Origin of the sequence: Anaerotruncus sp. AF02-27 (assembly GCF_003465835.1) — a bacterium.
GTDB lineage: Bacteria > Bacillota > Clostridia > Oscillospirales > Ruminococcaceae > Anaerotruncus > Anaerotruncus rubiinfantis.
The window spans coordinates 1-16,054 of record NZ_QSBX01000023.1; the positions used below are offsets into that span (position 1 = coordinate 1).

Below are 16,054 nucleotides of genomic sequence, written 5' to 3' on the forward strand. Positions count from 1 at the left end.
TACGAAATGAGCAGAGGCAGAAATACCATCATCATCGACACCGAGGCTGGAACGATCTCCGGGAGAACCTATGAAATGCGCGACGTCATTAAATCCGATCTTTACGCAAAATGGGATGCTGCAAATAAAGTTTGGCGCTCCGATAAGCTGGCCGAGACGATCGAAGAATACAAAGAGTACCTCACTCGCTGCTACAAGCTGGCAGAAATCAAAACCGCCGAAACTGTTACCACTCATAAGCACATCCACACAGACGGTCTTTGCCCCATCTGCCACACCTATTGCTGCGGGGACTGCATGGCTAATAGATAAATGAGAGGTCAATAAAAGAGCCGCCTTCGGACGACTCTTTTATTTATGCAAAACACCTACATGTGGCAGGAAAACATTACCGGTTGCCTTGCCACCATATCCATTGGATAATAAAGGGGAGGAGGCGATAATTTTGGAAAAAGTGAGAAACAGAATGAATTTGGCTCTAAAGCAGATGCAAAAGGCACATGACATTCTAGCGGACATTGTATATTGGGAAAAGGGCGGGGAAAGGGCCGTTCCGATTCTTCGGGAGCTGAATGAAGCGATGAGGGATTTATCGGACCTGATAGGCCAGACACCGGGTTGACATGGAGAGCAAAAAATATGAACACGTCAAAAAGATGCCCGCATACAGCGGGCATCTTTTTGACATTGCTACAAATTTAGTTTTTGCTTTAATCCGTCCTGGAGAACCTGCGAAAAATTAACTCCAGCACGCTCGGCCTTTGCGCTTAGCCAACTAGGGAGTGTTAAAGTTTTTTTGACGGCTCGGTTGTCATTTTCACGTCGGTATTCGTTGGTGTCGCAATCTACCAGGCTCACAAAGCTTTCAGGCGGGCAGGAGAGGGAATCGCTGGCCGTGGGGATAGCCTCCTGATTGTCCTCTGCGTCACAAAGCCACATTGCCATAGCATCCCGCGCCATTTGGATAGCATCAGGGAGATCGCGCCCAAACGTCACGCAGCCGGGAAGGTCGGGGACTGTTACATTGTAGTCGGTGCCCTCCGGAGTAAAAATTGCAGGATAAACATATTTCACAAAAATTCCTCCTTTATGGATGTCCCAAAGGAGCGGAGCTTATTTCAGCCCCGCAGCCTTTAGGATGTTGTTTGCTGTGCCGATCGGAATATCCCCTCTGTGCCGGGGTATCGGGATTTTAACGCCGGGCTTTTGGGGGTTTGTTGCGAGGTGATGATTGCCGCCCTCCGTTATCTTCCAACCGTTTGATTTGAGAATTTTTAGGATTTCTCTCTCTGTCATTATCCTCACCTCTTGATTATATTATAACACGTGTTAGCACGTGTTGTCAATAGATTTTGCGAAAAAATAACACGTATTTACACGTGTTATTTTTGACGAGTCAATCGAATTGGGGGATTATTTTGTGATAAAAAATTGTATATATAATATAGTATATACAAAAGCTATACATGAGAAAAAACGCTTTTTATAAGCAAATGAGACGAATTAAAAAATTTAAGTGATGACAAAGTGATTACAAAATGCCTTCAAACCCGCTTATAATGCGGGCTTAGAACATCCTTGGTAAGGATGAGGTCATCAGTTCGAATCTGATTATCAGCTCCAGAAGAACCTCTGTAAAAGGCTTTTGTAAGCTTTTTACAGAGGTTCTTTCATTTGCTGAAAAAAGAGAACCAGCAATATAAGCAGGAAGCCGGCGTTCCATGGCGTGAAAGATGTCCGCTTTGACGGCAGCCGGAGGTGTTGAATTTTACTGTCTTCTGATATGTAGCTGTTATTAAGAATATTGGAACGTTTTGTGCGGCCCCGGTAATATGACAGACAGTTGTCCGGTACATTTGATAAACTGGTATCAAATCAAAGGAGGAATGCAAGATGTCAAAAATGTCAAATGTTGAACTGTTTGAACTGCGGGAACAGCCGACCCTTACCATCCGCGCGACCGTCCCGGCGCAGGGGCTCCCGGAGCTGATCGCAAAGAGCTATGCTAGGATTGGCGGATATCTGGCCGAGCTGGGGGTTGGGATCTGTGACGTGCCGTTCGTGATCTATTATAATATGGATGTGGACGCGCTGGATGTGGAGATCGGTTTTCCGGTTCCGTCAGCGCAGCCGGGAAAGGGGGAGATCGCCTCTTCCAAAATCCCAGCGGGCAAAGCGGCCAGCTGCATCTACCGCGGCCCGTATGCCCAGATAGGCCCGGCCTATGAAGATTTGGAGGCCTGGTTTGCCAAACAGAGATGCGAACCCGCCGGGCCTTTCTACGAGTACTATTACAATGGACCGGATTCACCAGAGGATGAGTTGCTGACGCGTGTGTTCATGCCGCTCAAATAAAAGATGAAACCGAGGCGGATGTGGTTACATCCGCCTCGGTTTTCGCATAGTAAATCAGACACCGTTTATTGGGAAAGGGAATAGGATGGAAGGAGCGGGAACAGGAAACCTGTTGAAAACGACAAAATTTGCAAAAATGACAAACCGGTTACAGAATCGATCAGGAAATAAATGGAAAAATTACAATTAGGTTACATTGAGGTTACAGAACAGTAACAATTATGAAAAAAATTTTAACAAATTTGAATTTTCCTCTTGATTTCCGCATAATATATGATATATTATAGATAGCAGAGATTACAAAGAGTAAAAACATCTGTAGAAATTCGTATAAAAGTTACAATTTGTAACTTTTGAAGGAGGTAAACCGCTATGACAAAACAAAATACCCGGAGGACTTCGCTGCTGATTGGCGCTGCTGTGGCGGTTATGACCTTTGTGCTGCTGTCGGCTTTTGCCGGCGGGCTGATTGAATTTTCCCGTGACGCTGGATTCTTCCTCTGGCTGCGCGACCTGCTTGCCTACAGCTTCACCAATAAGATTCTTCAAAAGCTGTTCGCTTCGTTTACGCTTGGCTTTGCCGCTTACTTCATCAATCAGATGATCGTTTACGGAAAACAGGTCAGCGCCAAAAAACGCGCCCGTGCGACCCGGGTCCGGTTTACGCCGAAGGACAATGACAGCTTCGGGCAGACCGCTTAATTTTGCTTTTCATTTTTTTCTCCTAATTCATAATAACAAGCCGGCGTCACATTTGTGACGCCGGCTTGTTTATGCAGGGAAAGAATCAGAGCACGATTTGGAAAAGTGCCATGACTTTTCCGAAAATGATCAGAAGGACGGCGGAAAGCACGCAATAGAGCAGGATTTTCCAGGTTGGCGGCGCGGGACGCTGAAAGAACGACATGGTAAGGACTCCCCTTTTTCGCGAATTCATACAATACGGAAATACTAGCACATTTTTCGAGAAAAAGAAAGGCTTTCATCTTGTGCGGCCCAAGCCGTTTGTGCTATACTAGCTTTATTATGAAAAAGTATCGTCTTTTTTCCCGCGCGAATACGCTCCTGGGACGCGCCGGACAGCTCGCTGTCATGCTTTTGGGGATTGCGGCGCTTGTGTGGCTGGCGGCGCATTGGGGCGTTTACCGCTGTCCGCTGCGCTGGACATTCGGCGTCGAATGCCCGGCGTGCGGTATGACCCGCGCGGCTGCCGCGCTTCTGCGGTTCGATTTTATCGGGGCGTTCCGTTTTAACCCGCTGGTGTACGTCGTCTGCGCTTATGCGGCGATCTGCGCTTATGGCTGGCTTTTCAGGCCGCGGCTTCTGCGCTCCAAAAGGCTCTGGGCCGTTTTCATCGCGCTGTTTCTGTGCTTCTGGGCGGTGCGGATCGCCCTGTTTTTCTTGGGTCAGTATCCCGCTTTTTTGGAACCAAACGCGCGGTTTCCGGTCATTTTCCGGAAACTGTTCCTTTTGATAAAAATGTAATGATGTGATGGAGGTAATGAAAAATGTACAGTGAGATGATGGACACCATTGGATTTGTATCCCGGTTCGATCCGGAGGTTGGCGCGGGCATGCAGAAGGAGCTTGCGCGCCAGCGCCGGAACATCGAACTGATCGCGTCCGAAAATATCGTCAGCCCGGCGGTTCTGGCCGCAATGGGCAGCGTACTGACCAACAAATACGCCGAAGGCTATTCCGGCAAGCGGTATTACGGCGGCTGCGAATGTGTGGACATTGTGGAGGATATCGCGATCGCGCGCGCCAAGGAGCTCTTCGGCGCGGGCTATGCGAATGTCCAGCCGCATTCGGGCGCGCAGGCAAACCTCGCCGTCTACTTTGCCCTGCTCGAGCCGGGCGATACCGTCCTGGGTATGAGCCTGGCCGACGGCGGGCACCTGACCCATGGTTCCCCGGTCAACATGTCGGGCAAATACTATAACTTTGTCCCGTACGGGCTGCGGGACGACACCCAGACGATCGATTACGATCAGGCGCGGGAGCTCGCGATAAAGCATAAACCCAAGCTTATTGTGGCTGGCGCTTCCGCCTATCCGCGCGTCATCGATTTTGAGAAACTCTCCGCAATTGCCAAAGAGGTCGGCGCCTACTTCATGGTGGATATGGCCCACATCGCGGGGCTGGTCGCCGCAGGAGAGCATCCGTCCCCGGTGCCGTACGCCGACGTGGTCACCTCCACCACCCATAAGACCCTGCGCGGCCCGCGCGGCGGCATGATCCTCACGAACAATGAGGAGCTCGCCAAGAAATTCAACAAGGCCGTGTTCCCAGGTACCCAGGGCGGCCCGCTCGAACATATCATCGCCGCGAAGGCGGTCTGCTTCGGCGAGGCGCTGAAACCTGCATTCAAGGCGAGTCAGCGCCAGACGGTCCTCAACTGCCAGGCGCTGGCGAAGGCGCTGACCAAACGCGGCTTTTCGCTCGTTTCGGGCGGCAGCGACAATCATCTGATCCTGCTTGACCTGCGCAGCATGAATGTCACCGGCAAGGAGCTTGAGAAGAAGCTCGATGAGGTCTACATCACCGTCAACAAAAATGCCATCCCCAATGACCCGCAGAGCCCGTTTGTCACGAGCGGCGTGCGTATTGGAACCCCGGCGGTCACCACCCGCGGCTTTAAAGAAGAGGATATGGACCGGATTGCCGAGTTTATCTTCCTGGCTGCGACCGATTTCGATCAAAAGGCTGATGAAATCCGCGCCGGCGTCGATGCGCTCTGCGCGAAATATCCGCTTTACGAGTAATCCTGCAATCAGAGATGTGATACCGCCCGTAAACGGGCGGCTGGGGCGCGGAGGACAAGGTCCTCCGCGCCGCTTTCAGATTTTTGGATCGAGGTGATTTTGAAATGGCTGCACCATTGGCCGACCGCATCCGCCCCCAGACGCTCGACGACGTGGTCGGGCAGGAACACATCCTTGGTAAGGATAAGGTTCTGCGCCGGATGATCGAAACCGGCAACATCCCGAATCTGATCTTTTACGGCCCGTCCGGCATCGGCAAGACGACGGTCGCTTCGATCATCGCGAAGCGGGCGGGCAAGAAGCTCTGCAAACTCAATGGCACCACCGCCTCGACCGCCGATATCCGCGATGTGGTCACCGAAACCGGGACGATCGACGGGATGAACGGAGTGCTCCTCTACCTCGACGAGATCCAGTACCTCAACAAAAAACAGCAGCAGACGCTGCTCGAATTTATCGAAAACGGGTCGATCACCCTGATCGCATCCACAACTGAAAACCCCTATTTCTATATCTACAACGCGATCCTTTCGCGCAGCACCGTCTTTGAATTTAAACCTGTGCCGCCCGCGGCGGTCGAACGTGCGGTGAACCGCGCCTTTTCGATCGCCAGGGAGTATTTCGGAGGGGCTTTTGCCGTGGAGGACGGGGTAGTCCCTTACATTGCGGCAGCCTGCGGAGGCGACGTGCGCAAATCGATCAACGCGGTGGAGATGCTGTCGCTTGCAGCGGGTGAAGGCGGCGCAGTCACGCTCGACGACGCCAAGCAGGTGGCGCAGAAGAGCGCCAACCGCTACGACAAGCAGGGGGATGAACACTACGACCTCGTTTCCGCCCTGCAGAAATCGGTGCGTGGTTCGGACGAAAACGCCGCGCTGCATTATCTGGCGCGGCTTTTGGCGGCAGGGGATTTGCTCTCGCCCTGCCGGCGGCTGCTTGTCATGGCAAGCGAGGATGTGGGGATGGCTTATCCGATGGCGGCGGTCATCGTAAAGGCCTGCGTCGATTCGGCGATCCAGCTTGGGCTGCCCGAAGGGCGGATTCCGCTGGCCGAAGCGGTGGTGTTGATGTGCACCGCGCCCAAATCGAACTCCTCCTATATGGGGATCAACGCCGCGCTGGCGGATGTGGAGGCGGGTCTCACCGGCTCCTTCCCGCGCGCCTTGCAGAATAAGCATTACGACGGCGCAGAGGTGAAGGAAAAAGGACAGAACTACCTATACCCCCATGACTATCCCAACCACTATGTCAGGCAGCAATACCTGCCCGATGAACTCAAAGGCAAGGTTTACTACGAGTTCGGTGACAACAAAACCGAATCGGCCGCAAAGGCCTATCGGGAAAAGATCCTGCGGGAAGCGCAGGCGGGCAAATGACAAAAATCTGACGGAACATGCGGATTCGAGGAATAAAATGGAAAGCTTATATTTATCCGCCCGGATCATCACGCCGATCTGCGCGGCGGTTCTGCTGGGCTATGCCCTGCGGCGGCTGAAGCTGTGGGACGACCACACCGTTTCCCAGGTCAATACCATCTGCTTCAAGGTGCTTTTTCCAATTCATCTTTTTATCAGTGTGATACACACCGACCTGTCGAGCACCCTCGATGAAAAATTGCTGGTCGCGGGCGTCGTGTGTGTCTTTGTGATCTTTTTCGGCACCTTGGGGGGCTGCATCATCTTTGTGAAGGAGAAACGGCGGCTGGGAGCTCTGGTGCAGGGGATCTTCCGCGGCAACACGCTGCTGTTCGGCCTGCCGCTGGTCACCACCCTTTACGGGGACGAACGGGCGGGTGTGGCCGCCCTGATGATCGCAGTGGTCATCCCGGTCTACAACACCCTGGCCGTCATCCTGCTGGAAAGCTGCCGGGGCGGCAGGGCCAGCCTCAAAAAGGTTCTGTACGGGATCGTCACAAACCCGCTCATTGTGGGCACGGTCACCGGCCTAGCGGGGCTTTTGTGCGGCGTGCATCTGCCGGCCATCGCCGATGAAGCGGTTATGAGCATCACCAAAATCACAACACCGCTTGCCCTGCTTGGGCTTGGCGGCACCTTCCGTTTTGACGCGGTCGGGCATAACCTGCGTGCGCTTTTCTGGGCCGTCTTTTCCCGCCTGATCCTGATCCCGGCTATCCTGATGCCGGTGGTGATCGCGCTTGGATTCCGGGAGGTCACACTGGCGGCGCTGCTCACCATCCTGGTTGTGCCGACCGCGGTAAATTCCTTCACCATGGCGCAGCAGATGGATTCGGACGCGGAACTCTCGGGACAGATCGTGGTATTCACTTCGCTCTTTTCAATCCTGTCCGTCTTTGGATGGATCTTTTTACTGAGCCATTTGGGCTATTTGTAATCCTGTGTTATCTTTAGGAGGCGATGCCGATGCTTACGCGCAATGAAATCCTGGTCACCTATGGGGAGGACCCATTCGTGATGGCAAAAGAACTGATGGAAGAAGCGCAGGTCGCGCAGATGATCCCCAAGGGGGCGCTCGTGGGCCTCAAGCCAAACCTCGTGGTGGGCCGCCCGGCCGATACCGGCGCGACCACCCATCCGGAGATCCTTGCCGGCGCGATCGAATATTTGCGCGCCCACGGGCACGAGAATATCCTGATCCTGGAGGGTTCTTGGGTCGGGGACGATACCGATTCCGCCTTTCGCACCTGCGGATATACGGCTCTTTCCAAAAAGTATGGCGTGCCGCTTTTCAATACGAAAAAAGACAAGATTGTGATCAAGTCCTTTGACGGCATGAAAATGGAGGTTTGCGAGAAGGCGCTCGCAGTTGATTTCCTGATCAATATCCCGGTGCTCAAGGGGCACTGCCAGACGACTGTGACCGGTTCGCTCAAAAATCTCAAAGGCCTCATTTCCGACCGGGAGAAACGGCATTTCCATACCATGGGCCTGCATAAGCCGATCGCTTGCCTGAACAAGGTCTTAAAGCAGGATTTTATTCTGGTGGACGGCATCTGCGGAGACCTCGACTTTGAGGAAGGCGGCAACCCGGTGCAGATGAACCGGATGTTCTGCGGGCTTGATCCGGTGCTGGTGGACAGCTTCATCGCTTCCTCAATGGGCTACGAGCCGGCGGACATCGAATATATCCGCCTGGCGGAAGGGTACGGCGTCGGAAGCGCCGACCTCGCGAAGGCGCAGATCCGGGAGCTCAGCCGTGACGAAACCCCGGCGCGCCCCACGTCCGCCCGCAAGGTGCAGCGGCTTGCGCGGCACGCGGACCAGCGGGACGCCTGTTCGGCCTGTTATGCGAACCTCATCCAGGCGTTCGCGCGGCTTGATGACGAGGGCCTGCTCGCAAGTCTGCCGCAGGTATGCATTGGGCAGAAGTTCCGCGGGAAGCCCGGCGGGCTTGGTGTGGGGAACTGCACTTCCTGCATGGCGCATTCGCTGGCTGGCTGCCCGCCGAAAACACCAGAAATGCTCGCGTTCCTGCGGGAATATGCGCAGGGAAAGCAATAAACGCACAAAAAGAGCGCGGCTGCGGCCGCGCTCTTTGCGGTTTCTATTTTGGAGGTCCGCCAAAGGACGTCTCAATCACGCGATCGGAACAGTCGGGTGAATACTGCCAGCGGGAGATGTGTCCTTCGCTGACGAAATACGGCGACGGAGCGGCACGGTAAGCGGCGTCAAACGCGTCGACGATAATCAGCTTCACCTTCATTTTTTCCGGGATGAGGTTCTTTATGTAGACGCTCGCGTGCTGGCCGATCTTTACGCCGTCGCGCGGTTCGGCAAGCCCCGCAAGGTTTGGGGTGAGTTCCACGAACACACCGTATTCCTCCACCGACCGCACAATCCCGGCGACCGTTTCGCCAGGCGCGAAGAGGGCTGCGTTCTCGGCCCAGGTGCCGAGCAGCTCTTTATGGGAGAGCGAGATCCGCCCGCCTTCCTCGACAGCGCGGACCACCGCTTTGATTTCCTGTCCGGTGTGGAAACGGTCGCGCGGATGGGATATCCGGCTGACCGAAATCGAATCGATGGGGATGAGCGAAGGGATTCCGCAGCCGATATCGACAAAACAGCCGAACGCTTCGAGATGGGTGACCCGCGCGTCGATGACATCGCCGGGCGTGAGCTTTGTGATGTAGCTGTCCATACATTCCTGCTGCACGGCGCGGCGGGAGAGCAGGGGGATGACCACGCCGTCGGGGTTGAAGGAAAAACCGGTGATGCGGTAACAAACCGGCTTGTTGACCCGGGAGATGATCGCGATATCCCGGGTGGAGCCGTCCGAGATGCCGAGCGCGCCTTCCTCCCGGGGAATCATGCCGCGGTATGCGCCCATGTCCACAATGAGGTTGTGCTGGGAGTCGCAGACGATGGCGCGGCTTTCCAGAATCCGGCCGGCGGCATGCGCTTCCTGCAGCGCCGAAAGAGAATGAAACGCCTGTTTATTGGCGGCGGTGTCGATCAGCATTCCTTCGGGTTTGTAGTTTGACATTTTATTTGACCCTCCTCTTTGCACATACAACACTATATGCGCTTTGAGCGGGGGGTATGACGCGCGCGGCGCGCGTGCGGGAAGGTTTGACGGCTAAAATATTTACAACTGGCTTGTTGCGATTAAATGAAAACTTCTGTATAATATAAGATCAGGGTGTCCGATATTCATGAAAGGAAACGGGGTGAACGGCGGATGAATATTCAGGTGGGGGATGTGCTGGTGATGAAAAAACCACATCCCTGTGGGGAACACCGGTTCACGGTCGGCCGTGTCGGAATGGATTTCCGCATTCGCTGTACCGGATGCGGGCGCGAGGTGATGGTCCCGCGCGCCAAGGTGGAAAAGAACATCCGCAAGGTGCTGCGCGACGGCGCCGAGCTCAGTGTGAACGATTTAAAACCGCAGCATTTGTAGCGGGGCTGCATCAATTTCATCAAAAACGAACACGAGAGGAATAGCGGAATGTTTGATAAATTGGATGCGGTCGCAAGCCGTTTTGAAGAAGTAAACCACAAGCTCATGCAGCCGGACGTCGTGAACGACCAGGCGCAGTACACCTCGCTGATGAAGGAATATAAACGGCTCGAGCCGATTGCGGAGAAATACCGCGCTTACCGCGCGGCGAAGCAAGCCTATGAGGAAGCGCGTGAAATGCTCGAGGAGGGCGGGCTCGACAAGGAGCTGCGGGAACTCGCGCAGGAGCAGTACGACACGAACAAGCAGCAGATCGACGAAGCGGCGCAGGAGCTGAAGCTCCTGCTTTTGCCGCGCGACCCGAACGACGAAAAGAACGTCATCGTCGAAATCCGCGGCGGCGCCGGCGGGGAAGAAGCGGCGCTTTTCGCGGGGAGCCTTTACCGGATGTACACGATGTACGCCGAAAGCCAGGGGTGGAACTGTGAGGTGCTCGGTATGAGTGAAACCGAGCTCGGCGGCTTTAAGGAGATCAGTTTCTCAATTGACGGGGAAGGCGCTTACTCGAAGCTCAAGTTTGAAAGCGGCGTCCACCGCGTCCAACGGGTTCCGGAAACCGAAACGCAGGGCCGTATCCACACCTCGACTGTCACGGTCGCGGTGCTGCCGGAAGCGGAGGAGGTCGAGTTCGATCTCGACCCGAAGGATTTGCAGATCGACGTTTTCCGTTCGTCCGGCGCGGGTGGCCAGCATGTCAACAAGACCTCCTCCGCCATCCGTGTGACCCACCTGCCGACCGGCATGGTGGTCGAATGCCAGGATGAGCGCAGCCAATATAAGAACAAGGACCGGGCGCTCAAGGTGCTTCGTTCGCGCCTATTAGACATCAAAGTGCGCGAGCAGAACGACCGGATCGCTTCGGAACGCAAGCTCCAGGTCGGCACCGGGGACCGCTCGGAGCGCATCCGTACCTACAACTTTCCACAGGGCCGGGTCACCGACCACAGGATCGGGCTCACGCTTTATAAGCTCGACGCGGTTTTAAACGGCGATCTCGCCGAATTGATCGACGCGCTCATCACCTTTGACCAGGCCGAGAAGCTTCAGGCTTCCGGGGAATCGTAATTTTAGCGGGAGATGTCGTATTGCCAAGGACAAAAGTTTTGAAGGTTACCGATATTGAAAAGGACCGCGCTGCGCTCGACCAGGCGGCGGCGCTTCTGCGGGAAGGAAAGCTCGTGGCGATCCCGACCGAAACGGTCTATGGGCTCGCGGCCAATGCCCTCGATCCGCAGGCGGCCCACGCGATTTATACGGCAAAGGGCCGACCGGGCGACAACCCGCTCATCGTGCACGTTTCGGATCTTTCACAGATCCCGCCGCTGGTGAAAACCGTCCCGGACGCGCTTCGCCGTTTGGCGGAAGCTTTTTGGCCGGGCCCGATGACGGTGATTATGGAAAAATCGGACAAGATCCCGCCAGCCACTTCCGGGGGGCTTGAGACAGTTGCGATCCGCATGCCATCCCATCCGGTCGCGCGGGAGCTCATCCGCCGCAGCGGTGTGCCGCTCGCGGCGCCGAGCGCGAACCTTTCCGGATCACCGAGCCCGACAACCGCGCAGCACTGCATTGACGACCTCACCGGCCGAGTGGACGCGATTGTCGACGGCGGGGAATGCGAAGTTGGCGTGGAATCGACGGTGCTGACGCTGTGTACCGACCCGCCCTCTGTTTTGCGGCCAGGCGCTGTGACGCTCGAAATGCTGCGGCAGGTGATCCCGGAGATGACGCTTGACCCTGGGGTGTTTGAGCACCTTTCCGACGACTGCAAGGTCGCTTCGCCCGGTATGAAGTATAAGCACTATTCGCCGAAAGCGCGGGTGGTGCTGGTGCGCGGGGACCTTGCCCAATTCGGACGGTTTGTCGCATCGCAGAAGCAGGATTTTGGAATCCTTTGCTTTGAGGAGGACGCGCCGCATTTTTGGGGCCGGCGGTGCATCACCTATGGACATGAAAACGACCCGGCTTCCCAGGCGCACCGGCTGTTTGACGCTTTGCGGCAGGGGGGTAAGGAAGGACTCGGGATGGTTTATGTGCGCATTTCGGACATCGAGGGGATCGGACAGGCGGTTTACAACAGACTGCTTCGCGCAGCGGGATTTGACGTAATTTTACTTTAATATGTTAAGGGGCTGGCGCAAGTGAGTGAAAGAAAGACGATGATCATCGGCCTGACGGGCCAGACCGGCGCGGGCAAATCGACCTTGAGCAGGATGTTTTCCGAGTGGGGCGTGGAAGTGATCGACGCGGATAAGGTTGCCCGCTATACAATTGAAAATTCAAAGGAATGCCTCATGGACCTTGTGCTGGAATTTTCCACCGAGGTGATCCATCCGGACGCAACCCTCAACCGGCCGAAGCTCGCGGAAATCTGTTTCGGCGATAAAAAGAAACTCAAACGGCTCAATGAAATCACCTTCCCATACATTATCCGGGCGATCGGGCGCAAACTAGAGGAGGCATGCGGCCGCGGCGTTAAGATGGTGCTGCTTGACGCGCCGACCCTTTATGAGTCGGGCCTTGACAAACGCTGCGACCGGGTGGTTGCGGTGATCGCGGATGCCGAAACCCGCACCCGGCGGATCATCGAACGGGACAAGATGACCGAGGAGGACGCCCGCCGCAGGGTGAATGCCCAGAATAATGACGCGTTCTACACCTCGCGCGCCGACGATATACTTACCAATGACGGTGAGCTGGGCGCTTTGCGCCTTGTGTTTATCGATCTTTTCAACCGTTACGAAAAGCTTGCGAATGAAGGCGGTTTCGATAAAGATGGATCGGAACGGCCGCAGGCGCGGGAAGCCGCGTCCCCGGATGCGCCGGGAGAAATGCCGGACGCGCTGCCTTCGGATAAAGAGGTATTCGGGGAGCTGGCGGGCGAAGATTCCGAATGACTGGAGGAAGAAACATCAGGCGCGCAGTCAAAATCTGTTTGGAACTTCTTTTGCTGGCGATGGTGCTTTTGGGCGCAGTCAGCGCGGTGCGGTATGGCTTTGACCGGTACTACCGCAACGCCTATCCAATGAAATATGAGGAACTTATTGATTCCGCCTGCAGGGAAAAAGAGCTCGACCGGGCACTCGTCTACGCGGTCGTGCGCACTGAGAGCGGCTTTAACCCCGAAGCGGTTTCGAATGTGGGCGCGAAGGGGCTTATGCAGATGATGCCGGACGCATACGATTGGGTTCGGATGCGTAAGGGTTTGGCTGGGGAAGCGGATCATGACGACCTGTTTGACCCCGAAACAAATATCGAGTATGGAACCAGTATGCTGAAGATCCTGCTCGATGAATTTGGTACGGTGGATAACGCGCTATGCGCCTACCATGCGGGGTGGGGCAGCGTGAAGAACTGGCTTGGCGATCCGGAGATTTCTCCGGACGGGGAGCATGTCGAACATATCCCCTTTAAAGACACCGCGGCATATGTCGAGAAGGTCGGAAAGACCATCGAAATCTACCGCAGGCTCTATGATTTGTAAGGATTGAAATTCAGATAAAAGGAGACATGGCACTATGGCAAAAGATAAATCGGCGGGGGAGCTGCTGCAGGAAAAGCTGCTCTTAAACCGCGAAAACATCGGCGTCGCGGCCGATGAAGCCTATGAAAAGGCGGCGGATGATTTCTGCGCGCCGTATATGCGTTTTTTGGATCTCTGCAAAACCGAACGGGAGGCTGTCCCGGAGATCATCCGCATGGCCAAAGCGGCGGGATTTACCGAATTTGATCCGCGGGGAAGCTACCGGCCCGGCGACTGTGTTTACCGCAACAACCGCGGCAAGGCGGTTCTGCTCGCGACGATCGGTTCCCGTCCGATTGCGCAGGGGGTGCGTATCATGGCCAGCCATATCGATTCCCCGCGGCTCGACCTCAAGCCGAACCCGCTTTATGAAGAAGCGCAGCTCGCCATGTTTAAAACCCATTATTATGGCGGCGTGAAGCGTTATCAATGGGGTGCGATCCCGCTGGCTCTGCATGGCGTGATTGTCAAGAAGGACGGCCAAACAATCGCCGTCGCGCTCGGCGAGCAGGACGATGACATGGTGTTTACCGTGACTGACCTTCTGCCGCATCTGGCGGGTGAGCAGATGAAACGCCCGCTCAAGGACGGGCTCAAGGGGGAGGAGCTCAACGTCCTGGTCGGCTGCCGCCCGTTCAAAGACGATAAGGCAAGCGAGAAGGTCAAGCTCAACATTATCCGGATGCTCAACGAGAAGTACGGAATCGTTGAGGCGGATTTTCTTTCGGCGGAGCTTACAATGGTGCCGGCCTTCAAGGCGAAGGACGTTGGCTTCGATCGCTCGATGATCGGCGCGTACGGCCACGACGACCGGGTCTGCGCTTACACCTCGCTGATGGCGGCGCTTGAGAACAAGAACCCGCCCTATACCACGGTGACCGTCTTTGCGGATAAGGAGGAGACCGGTTCGGACGGCAACACCGGGCTCAATTCGGAATATCTCAAATATTTTGTATATGACCTGGCGGAATGCTTTGGCGAAAACGGCCGCGCGGTGCTTTCAAAATCGACCTGCCTGTCGGCCGACGTCAATGCGGCGTTCGACCCCACCTTCCCGGACACCATGGAAAAACGCAACTGCGCCTACCTCAACTACGGCGTGGTCGTGACCCAGTATACCGGTTCGGGCGGCAAGTATGGCACCAGCCAGGCTTCGGCGGAATTTATGGCCCAGGTGCGCAGAATCCTGGACGGCGAAAAGATTTTCTGGCAGACCGGCGAACTCGGCAAGGTGGATTTCGGGGGCGGCGGGACGGTCGCCAAATATGTGGCGAAGCTCAATGTAGACGTGGTCGATGTGGGCGTGCCGGTGCTCTCGATGCATTCGCCTTTCGAGATCGTTTCCAAAAACGACGTTTACGCGACCTATCTGGCCTTCAAAGCCTACTGCGCCGCGCAATAAAATACCAGAAACAGAGAGTCCCCGCCGCGGCGGCTGGCCGCAGCGGGGACCTTCCATGTAATTTTGAAAAAAGGATTGGTTTTCGTGTTCGATTTCCTCGGCCCGTTCTCGCTGATTGTATTTTTTATCATCGGAATCGCAATCGGCCTCACCATCTTCCCGGTTAAATGGCTCAAGGTCAACAGCTGGGTGCAGACAGTCGGAATTTCGCTGACCCTCTTTTCAATGGGAGCTTCGATGGCCGGTTCGCCCACTTTCCTCGCGGATTTGCGCACCGCGGGCGTGCAGGCGCTTTGCTACGCGCTGGTCACCATTGCCGGGTCGGTGCTTCTGGTTTATCTGCTCTCGCGCATTGCTTTAAAAAAGGAGGATGATGCCGAGTGATGATCCTGGTTGCAATCGGCAGCCTGTTTGTGGGGGCTCTGTGCGGGCACTTTCTCTTTTCGCCCGCGGCGGTCGCGCTGATGGACACGGTGATGAGCTACGCGCTGATGCTGCTGCTCCTTTCGGTCGGCGTAGAGGTTGGCAGCAACAAAACGGTTTTTCGGACGATCCGTACATATCATGTGCGTATCCTGGTGATCCCGCTGGGGGTAGCGGCAGGATCGATAGCGGGAGGCATGTTGCTGGGCCTGGGGTTGGGCATCCCGCTGAACGAAGCTGCGGCAGTCTCGTCCGGGTTTGGATTTTACAGTGTTTCAGCGGTGATTTTGCGGGAACTGGGCGGTTCGCAGCTGGGAACGGTGGCGTTCCTGACGAATATCCTGCGGGAGCTGCTCTCGTTTCTGGTCATCCCGGTGGTGGCGAAATATCTGGGCAGCCACGCGGCCATCGCGCCGTCCGGCGCGACCGCGATGGATACGACCCTGCCCGCGATCGCAAAGGCGACCAACCAGGAGACCGCGCTTATGGCGGTCATTTCGGGCGTGGTGCTTACCGCACTGGTGCCGGTGTTGGTGCCGGTGGCCTACAATCTTTTGTGAACGGGGCGCTTTTCGGTCACAAAACGATTGGGAAATTGCATTTGCAGGCCTGCATAAACCGCTCTAAAAAAGCCAACGGTCTAAAAAG

At 55.6% G+C, this 16,054-nt stretch carries 21 protein-coding genes and 1 tRNA gene; 18 read left to right on the top strand and 4 right to left on the bottom strand.

Annotated features, from left to right (window positions below; translation table 11 throughout):
* Together DWV16_RS19120 and DWV16_RS19125 are read left to right on the top strand one after the other, a co-directional pair.
* On the top strand, nucleotides 1–312 hold a 312-nt coding region (locus DWV16_RS19120), incomplete at its 5' end, for a hypothetical protein (protein WP_158572913.1).
* A gap of 133 nt (nucleotides 313–445) precedes the next feature.
* Nucleotides 446–622, top strand: a complete 177-nt coding sequence (locus DWV16_RS19125) for a hypothetical protein (protein ID WP_158572915.1) — start codon at nucleotides 446–448, stop codon at nucleotides 620–622.
* Between the two features lie 68 nt (nucleotides 623–690).
* Here DWV16_RS19125 and DWV16_RS14490 read toward each other — a convergent pair whose 3' ends face one another.
* Together DWV16_RS14490 and DWV16_RS14495 are read right to left on the bottom strand one after the other, a co-directional pair.
* Nucleotides 691–1,074 (bottom strand): type II toxin-antitoxin system HicB family antitoxin, encoded by a 384-nt coding sequence (locus DWV16_RS14490; protein ID WP_118479930.1) that lies wholly within the window; start codon nucleotides 1,072–1,074, stop codon nucleotides 691–693.
* A 39-nt stretch (nucleotides 1,075–1,113) separates the two neighbouring features.
* Nucleotides 1,114–1,296, bottom strand: coding sequence for a type II toxin-antitoxin system HicA family toxin (locus DWV16_RS14495; RefSeq protein ID WP_118479932.1), 183 nt, complete (start codon nucleotides 1,294–1,296; stop codon nucleotides 1,114–1,116).
* 256 nt (nucleotides 1,297–1,552) lie between these two features.
* Here DWV16_RS14495 and DWV16_RS14500 point away from each other — a divergent pair.
* The 3 genes from DWV16_RS14500 (at nucleotide 1,553) to DWV16_RS14510 (ending at nucleotide 3,057) form a co-directional block, all read left to right on the top strand.
* Nucleotides 1,553–1,623 (top strand) — tRNA-Ser (locus DWV16_RS14500).
* A gap of 270 nt (nucleotides 1,624–1,893) precedes the next feature.
* On the top strand, nucleotides 1,894–2,355 hold the full coding sequence (locus DWV16_RS14505) for a GyrI-like domain-containing protein (RefSeq protein ID WP_118479934.1): 462 nt from the start codon (nucleotides 1,894–1,896) through the stop codon (nucleotides 2,353–2,355).
* A gap of 372 nt (nucleotides 2,356–2,727) precedes the next feature.
* Nucleotides 2,728–3,057, top strand: coding sequence for a hypothetical protein (locus DWV16_RS14510; protein WP_066453304.1), 330 nt, complete (start codon nucleotides 2,728–2,730; stop codon nucleotides 3,055–3,057).
* On the opposite strand, the gene DWV16_RS18905 is transcribed toward DWV16_RS14510, so the two are convergent.
* Nucleotides 3,054–3,341, bottom strand: a complete 288-nt coding sequence (locus tag DWV16_RS18905; RefSeq protein WP_147349475.1) for a hypothetical protein — start codon at nucleotides 3,339–3,341, stop codon at nucleotides 3,054–3,056. The two genes, DWV16_RS14510 and DWV16_RS18905, sit on opposite strands and share 4 nt — an antisense overlap.
* A 40-nt stretch (nucleotides 3,342–3,381) precedes the next feature.
* On the opposite strand from DWV16_RS18905, the gene DWV16_RS14515 reads away from it, so the two are divergent.
* The 5 genes from DWV16_RS14515 (at nucleotide 3,382) to DWV16_RS14535 (ending at nucleotide 8,599) form a co-directional block, all read left to right on the top strand.
* The gene (locus DWV16_RS14515; protein ID WP_118479936.1) at nucleotides 3,382–3,840 is read left to right on the top strand and encodes a DUF2752 domain-containing protein; all 459 of its coding nucleotides are present in this window, start codon (nucleotides 3,382–3,384) and stop codon (nucleotides 3,838–3,840) included.
* A gap of 23 nt (nucleotides 3,841–3,863) precedes the next feature.
* Complete coding sequence (gene glyA / locus DWV16_RS14520; protein ID WP_118479938.1) at nucleotides 3,864–5,120, top strand: serine hydroxymethyltransferase; 1,257 nt, start codon at nucleotides 3,864–3,866, stop codon at nucleotides 5,118–5,120.
* A gap of 104 nt (nucleotides 5,121–5,224) precedes the next feature.
* Complete coding sequence (locus tag DWV16_RS14525) at nucleotides 5,225–6,496, top strand: replication-associated recombination protein A (RefSeq protein WP_118479940.1); 1,272 nt, start codon at nucleotides 5,225–5,227, stop codon at nucleotides 6,494–6,496.
* A 37-nt stretch (nucleotides 6,497–6,533) separates the two neighbouring features.
* Entirely contained in the window at nucleotides 6,534–7,472 is a 939-nt protein-coding gene (locus DWV16_RS14530) for an AEC family transporter (RefSeq protein ID WP_066453320.1), read from the top strand.
* A gap of 29 nt (nucleotides 7,473–7,501) precedes the next feature.
* Nucleotides 7,502–8,599, top strand: coding sequence for a DUF362 domain-containing protein (locus tag DWV16_RS14535; RefSeq protein ID WP_118479944.1), 1,098 nt, complete (start codon nucleotides 7,502–7,504; stop codon nucleotides 8,597–8,599).
* A gap of 43 nt (nucleotides 8,600–8,642) precedes the next feature.
* Here the strand turns inward: DWV16_RS14535 and DWV16_RS14540 are convergent, their stop codons facing one another.
* Nucleotides 8,643–9,581 (bottom strand): S1 RNA-binding domain-containing protein, encoded by a 939-nt coding sequence (locus tag DWV16_RS14540; protein WP_066453323.1) that lies wholly within the window; start codon nucleotides 9,579–9,581, stop codon nucleotides 8,643–8,645.
* A gap of 195 nt (nucleotides 9,582–9,776) precedes the next feature.
* On the opposite strand from DWV16_RS14540, the gene DWV16_RS14545 reads away from it, so the two are divergent.
* From DWV16_RS14545 to DWV16_RS14580, 8 genes are all read left to right on the top strand, one after another.
* Nucleotides 9,777–9,998, top strand: a complete 222-nt coding sequence (locus tag DWV16_RS14545; RefSeq protein WP_066453324.1) for a DUF951 domain-containing protein — start codon at nucleotides 9,777–9,779, stop codon at nucleotides 9,996–9,998.
* Nucleotides 9,999–10,046: 48 nt separating this feature from the next.
* Nucleotides 10,047–11,123: a peptide chain release factor 1 gene (gene prfA / locus DWV16_RS14550; protein ID WP_066453327.1), complete on the top strand. Its 1,077-nt coding sequence runs from the start codon at nucleotides 10,047–10,049 to the stop codon at nucleotides 11,121–11,123.
* A 20-nt stretch (nucleotides 11,124–11,143) separates the two neighbouring features.
* The gene (locus DWV16_RS14555; protein ID WP_243007334.1) at nucleotides 11,144–12,178 is read left to right on the top strand and encodes an L-threonylcarbamoyladenylate synthase; all 1,035 of its coding nucleotides are present in this window, start codon (nucleotides 11,144–11,146) and stop codon (nucleotides 12,176–12,178) included.
* Between the two features lie 21 nt (nucleotides 12,179–12,199).
* Complete coding sequence (gene coaE / locus DWV16_RS14560; RefSeq protein ID WP_147349476.1) at nucleotides 12,200–12,955, top strand: dephospho-CoA kinase; 756 nt, start codon at nucleotides 12,200–12,202, stop codon at nucleotides 12,953–12,955.
* On the top strand, nucleotides 12,952–13,542 hold the full coding sequence (locus DWV16_RS14565; RefSeq protein ID WP_066453331.1) for a lytic transglycosylase domain-containing protein: 591 nt from the start codon (nucleotides 12,952–12,954) through the stop codon (nucleotides 13,540–13,542). Before coaE ends, DWV16_RS14565 begins: the two co-directional genes overlap by 4 nt.
* A 34-nt stretch (nucleotides 13,543–13,576) precedes the next feature.
* The gene (locus tag DWV16_RS14570; RefSeq protein ID WP_066453332.1) at nucleotides 13,577–14,983 is read left to right on the top strand and encodes an aminopeptidase; all 1,407 of its coding nucleotides are present in this window, start codon (nucleotides 13,577–13,579) and stop codon (nucleotides 14,981–14,983) included.
* An 84-nt stretch (nucleotides 14,984–15,067) separates the two neighbouring features.
* Nucleotides 15,068–15,367 carry a LysO family transporter gene (locus tag DWV16_RS14575; protein WP_158572917.1) on the top strand — a complete coding sequence of 100 codons (300 nt, stop codon included), beginning with the start codon at nucleotides 15,068–15,070 and terminating at the stop codon, nucleotides 15,365–15,367.
* The gene (locus DWV16_RS14580) at nucleotides 15,367–15,966 is read left to right on the top strand and encodes a lysine exporter LysO family protein (protein WP_118479948.1); all 600 of its coding nucleotides are present in this window, start codon (nucleotides 15,367–15,369) and stop codon (nucleotides 15,964–15,966) included. Before DWV16_RS14575 ends, DWV16_RS14580 begins: the two co-directional genes overlap by 1 nt.
* Nucleotides 15,967–16,054: the final 88 nt, after the last annotated feature.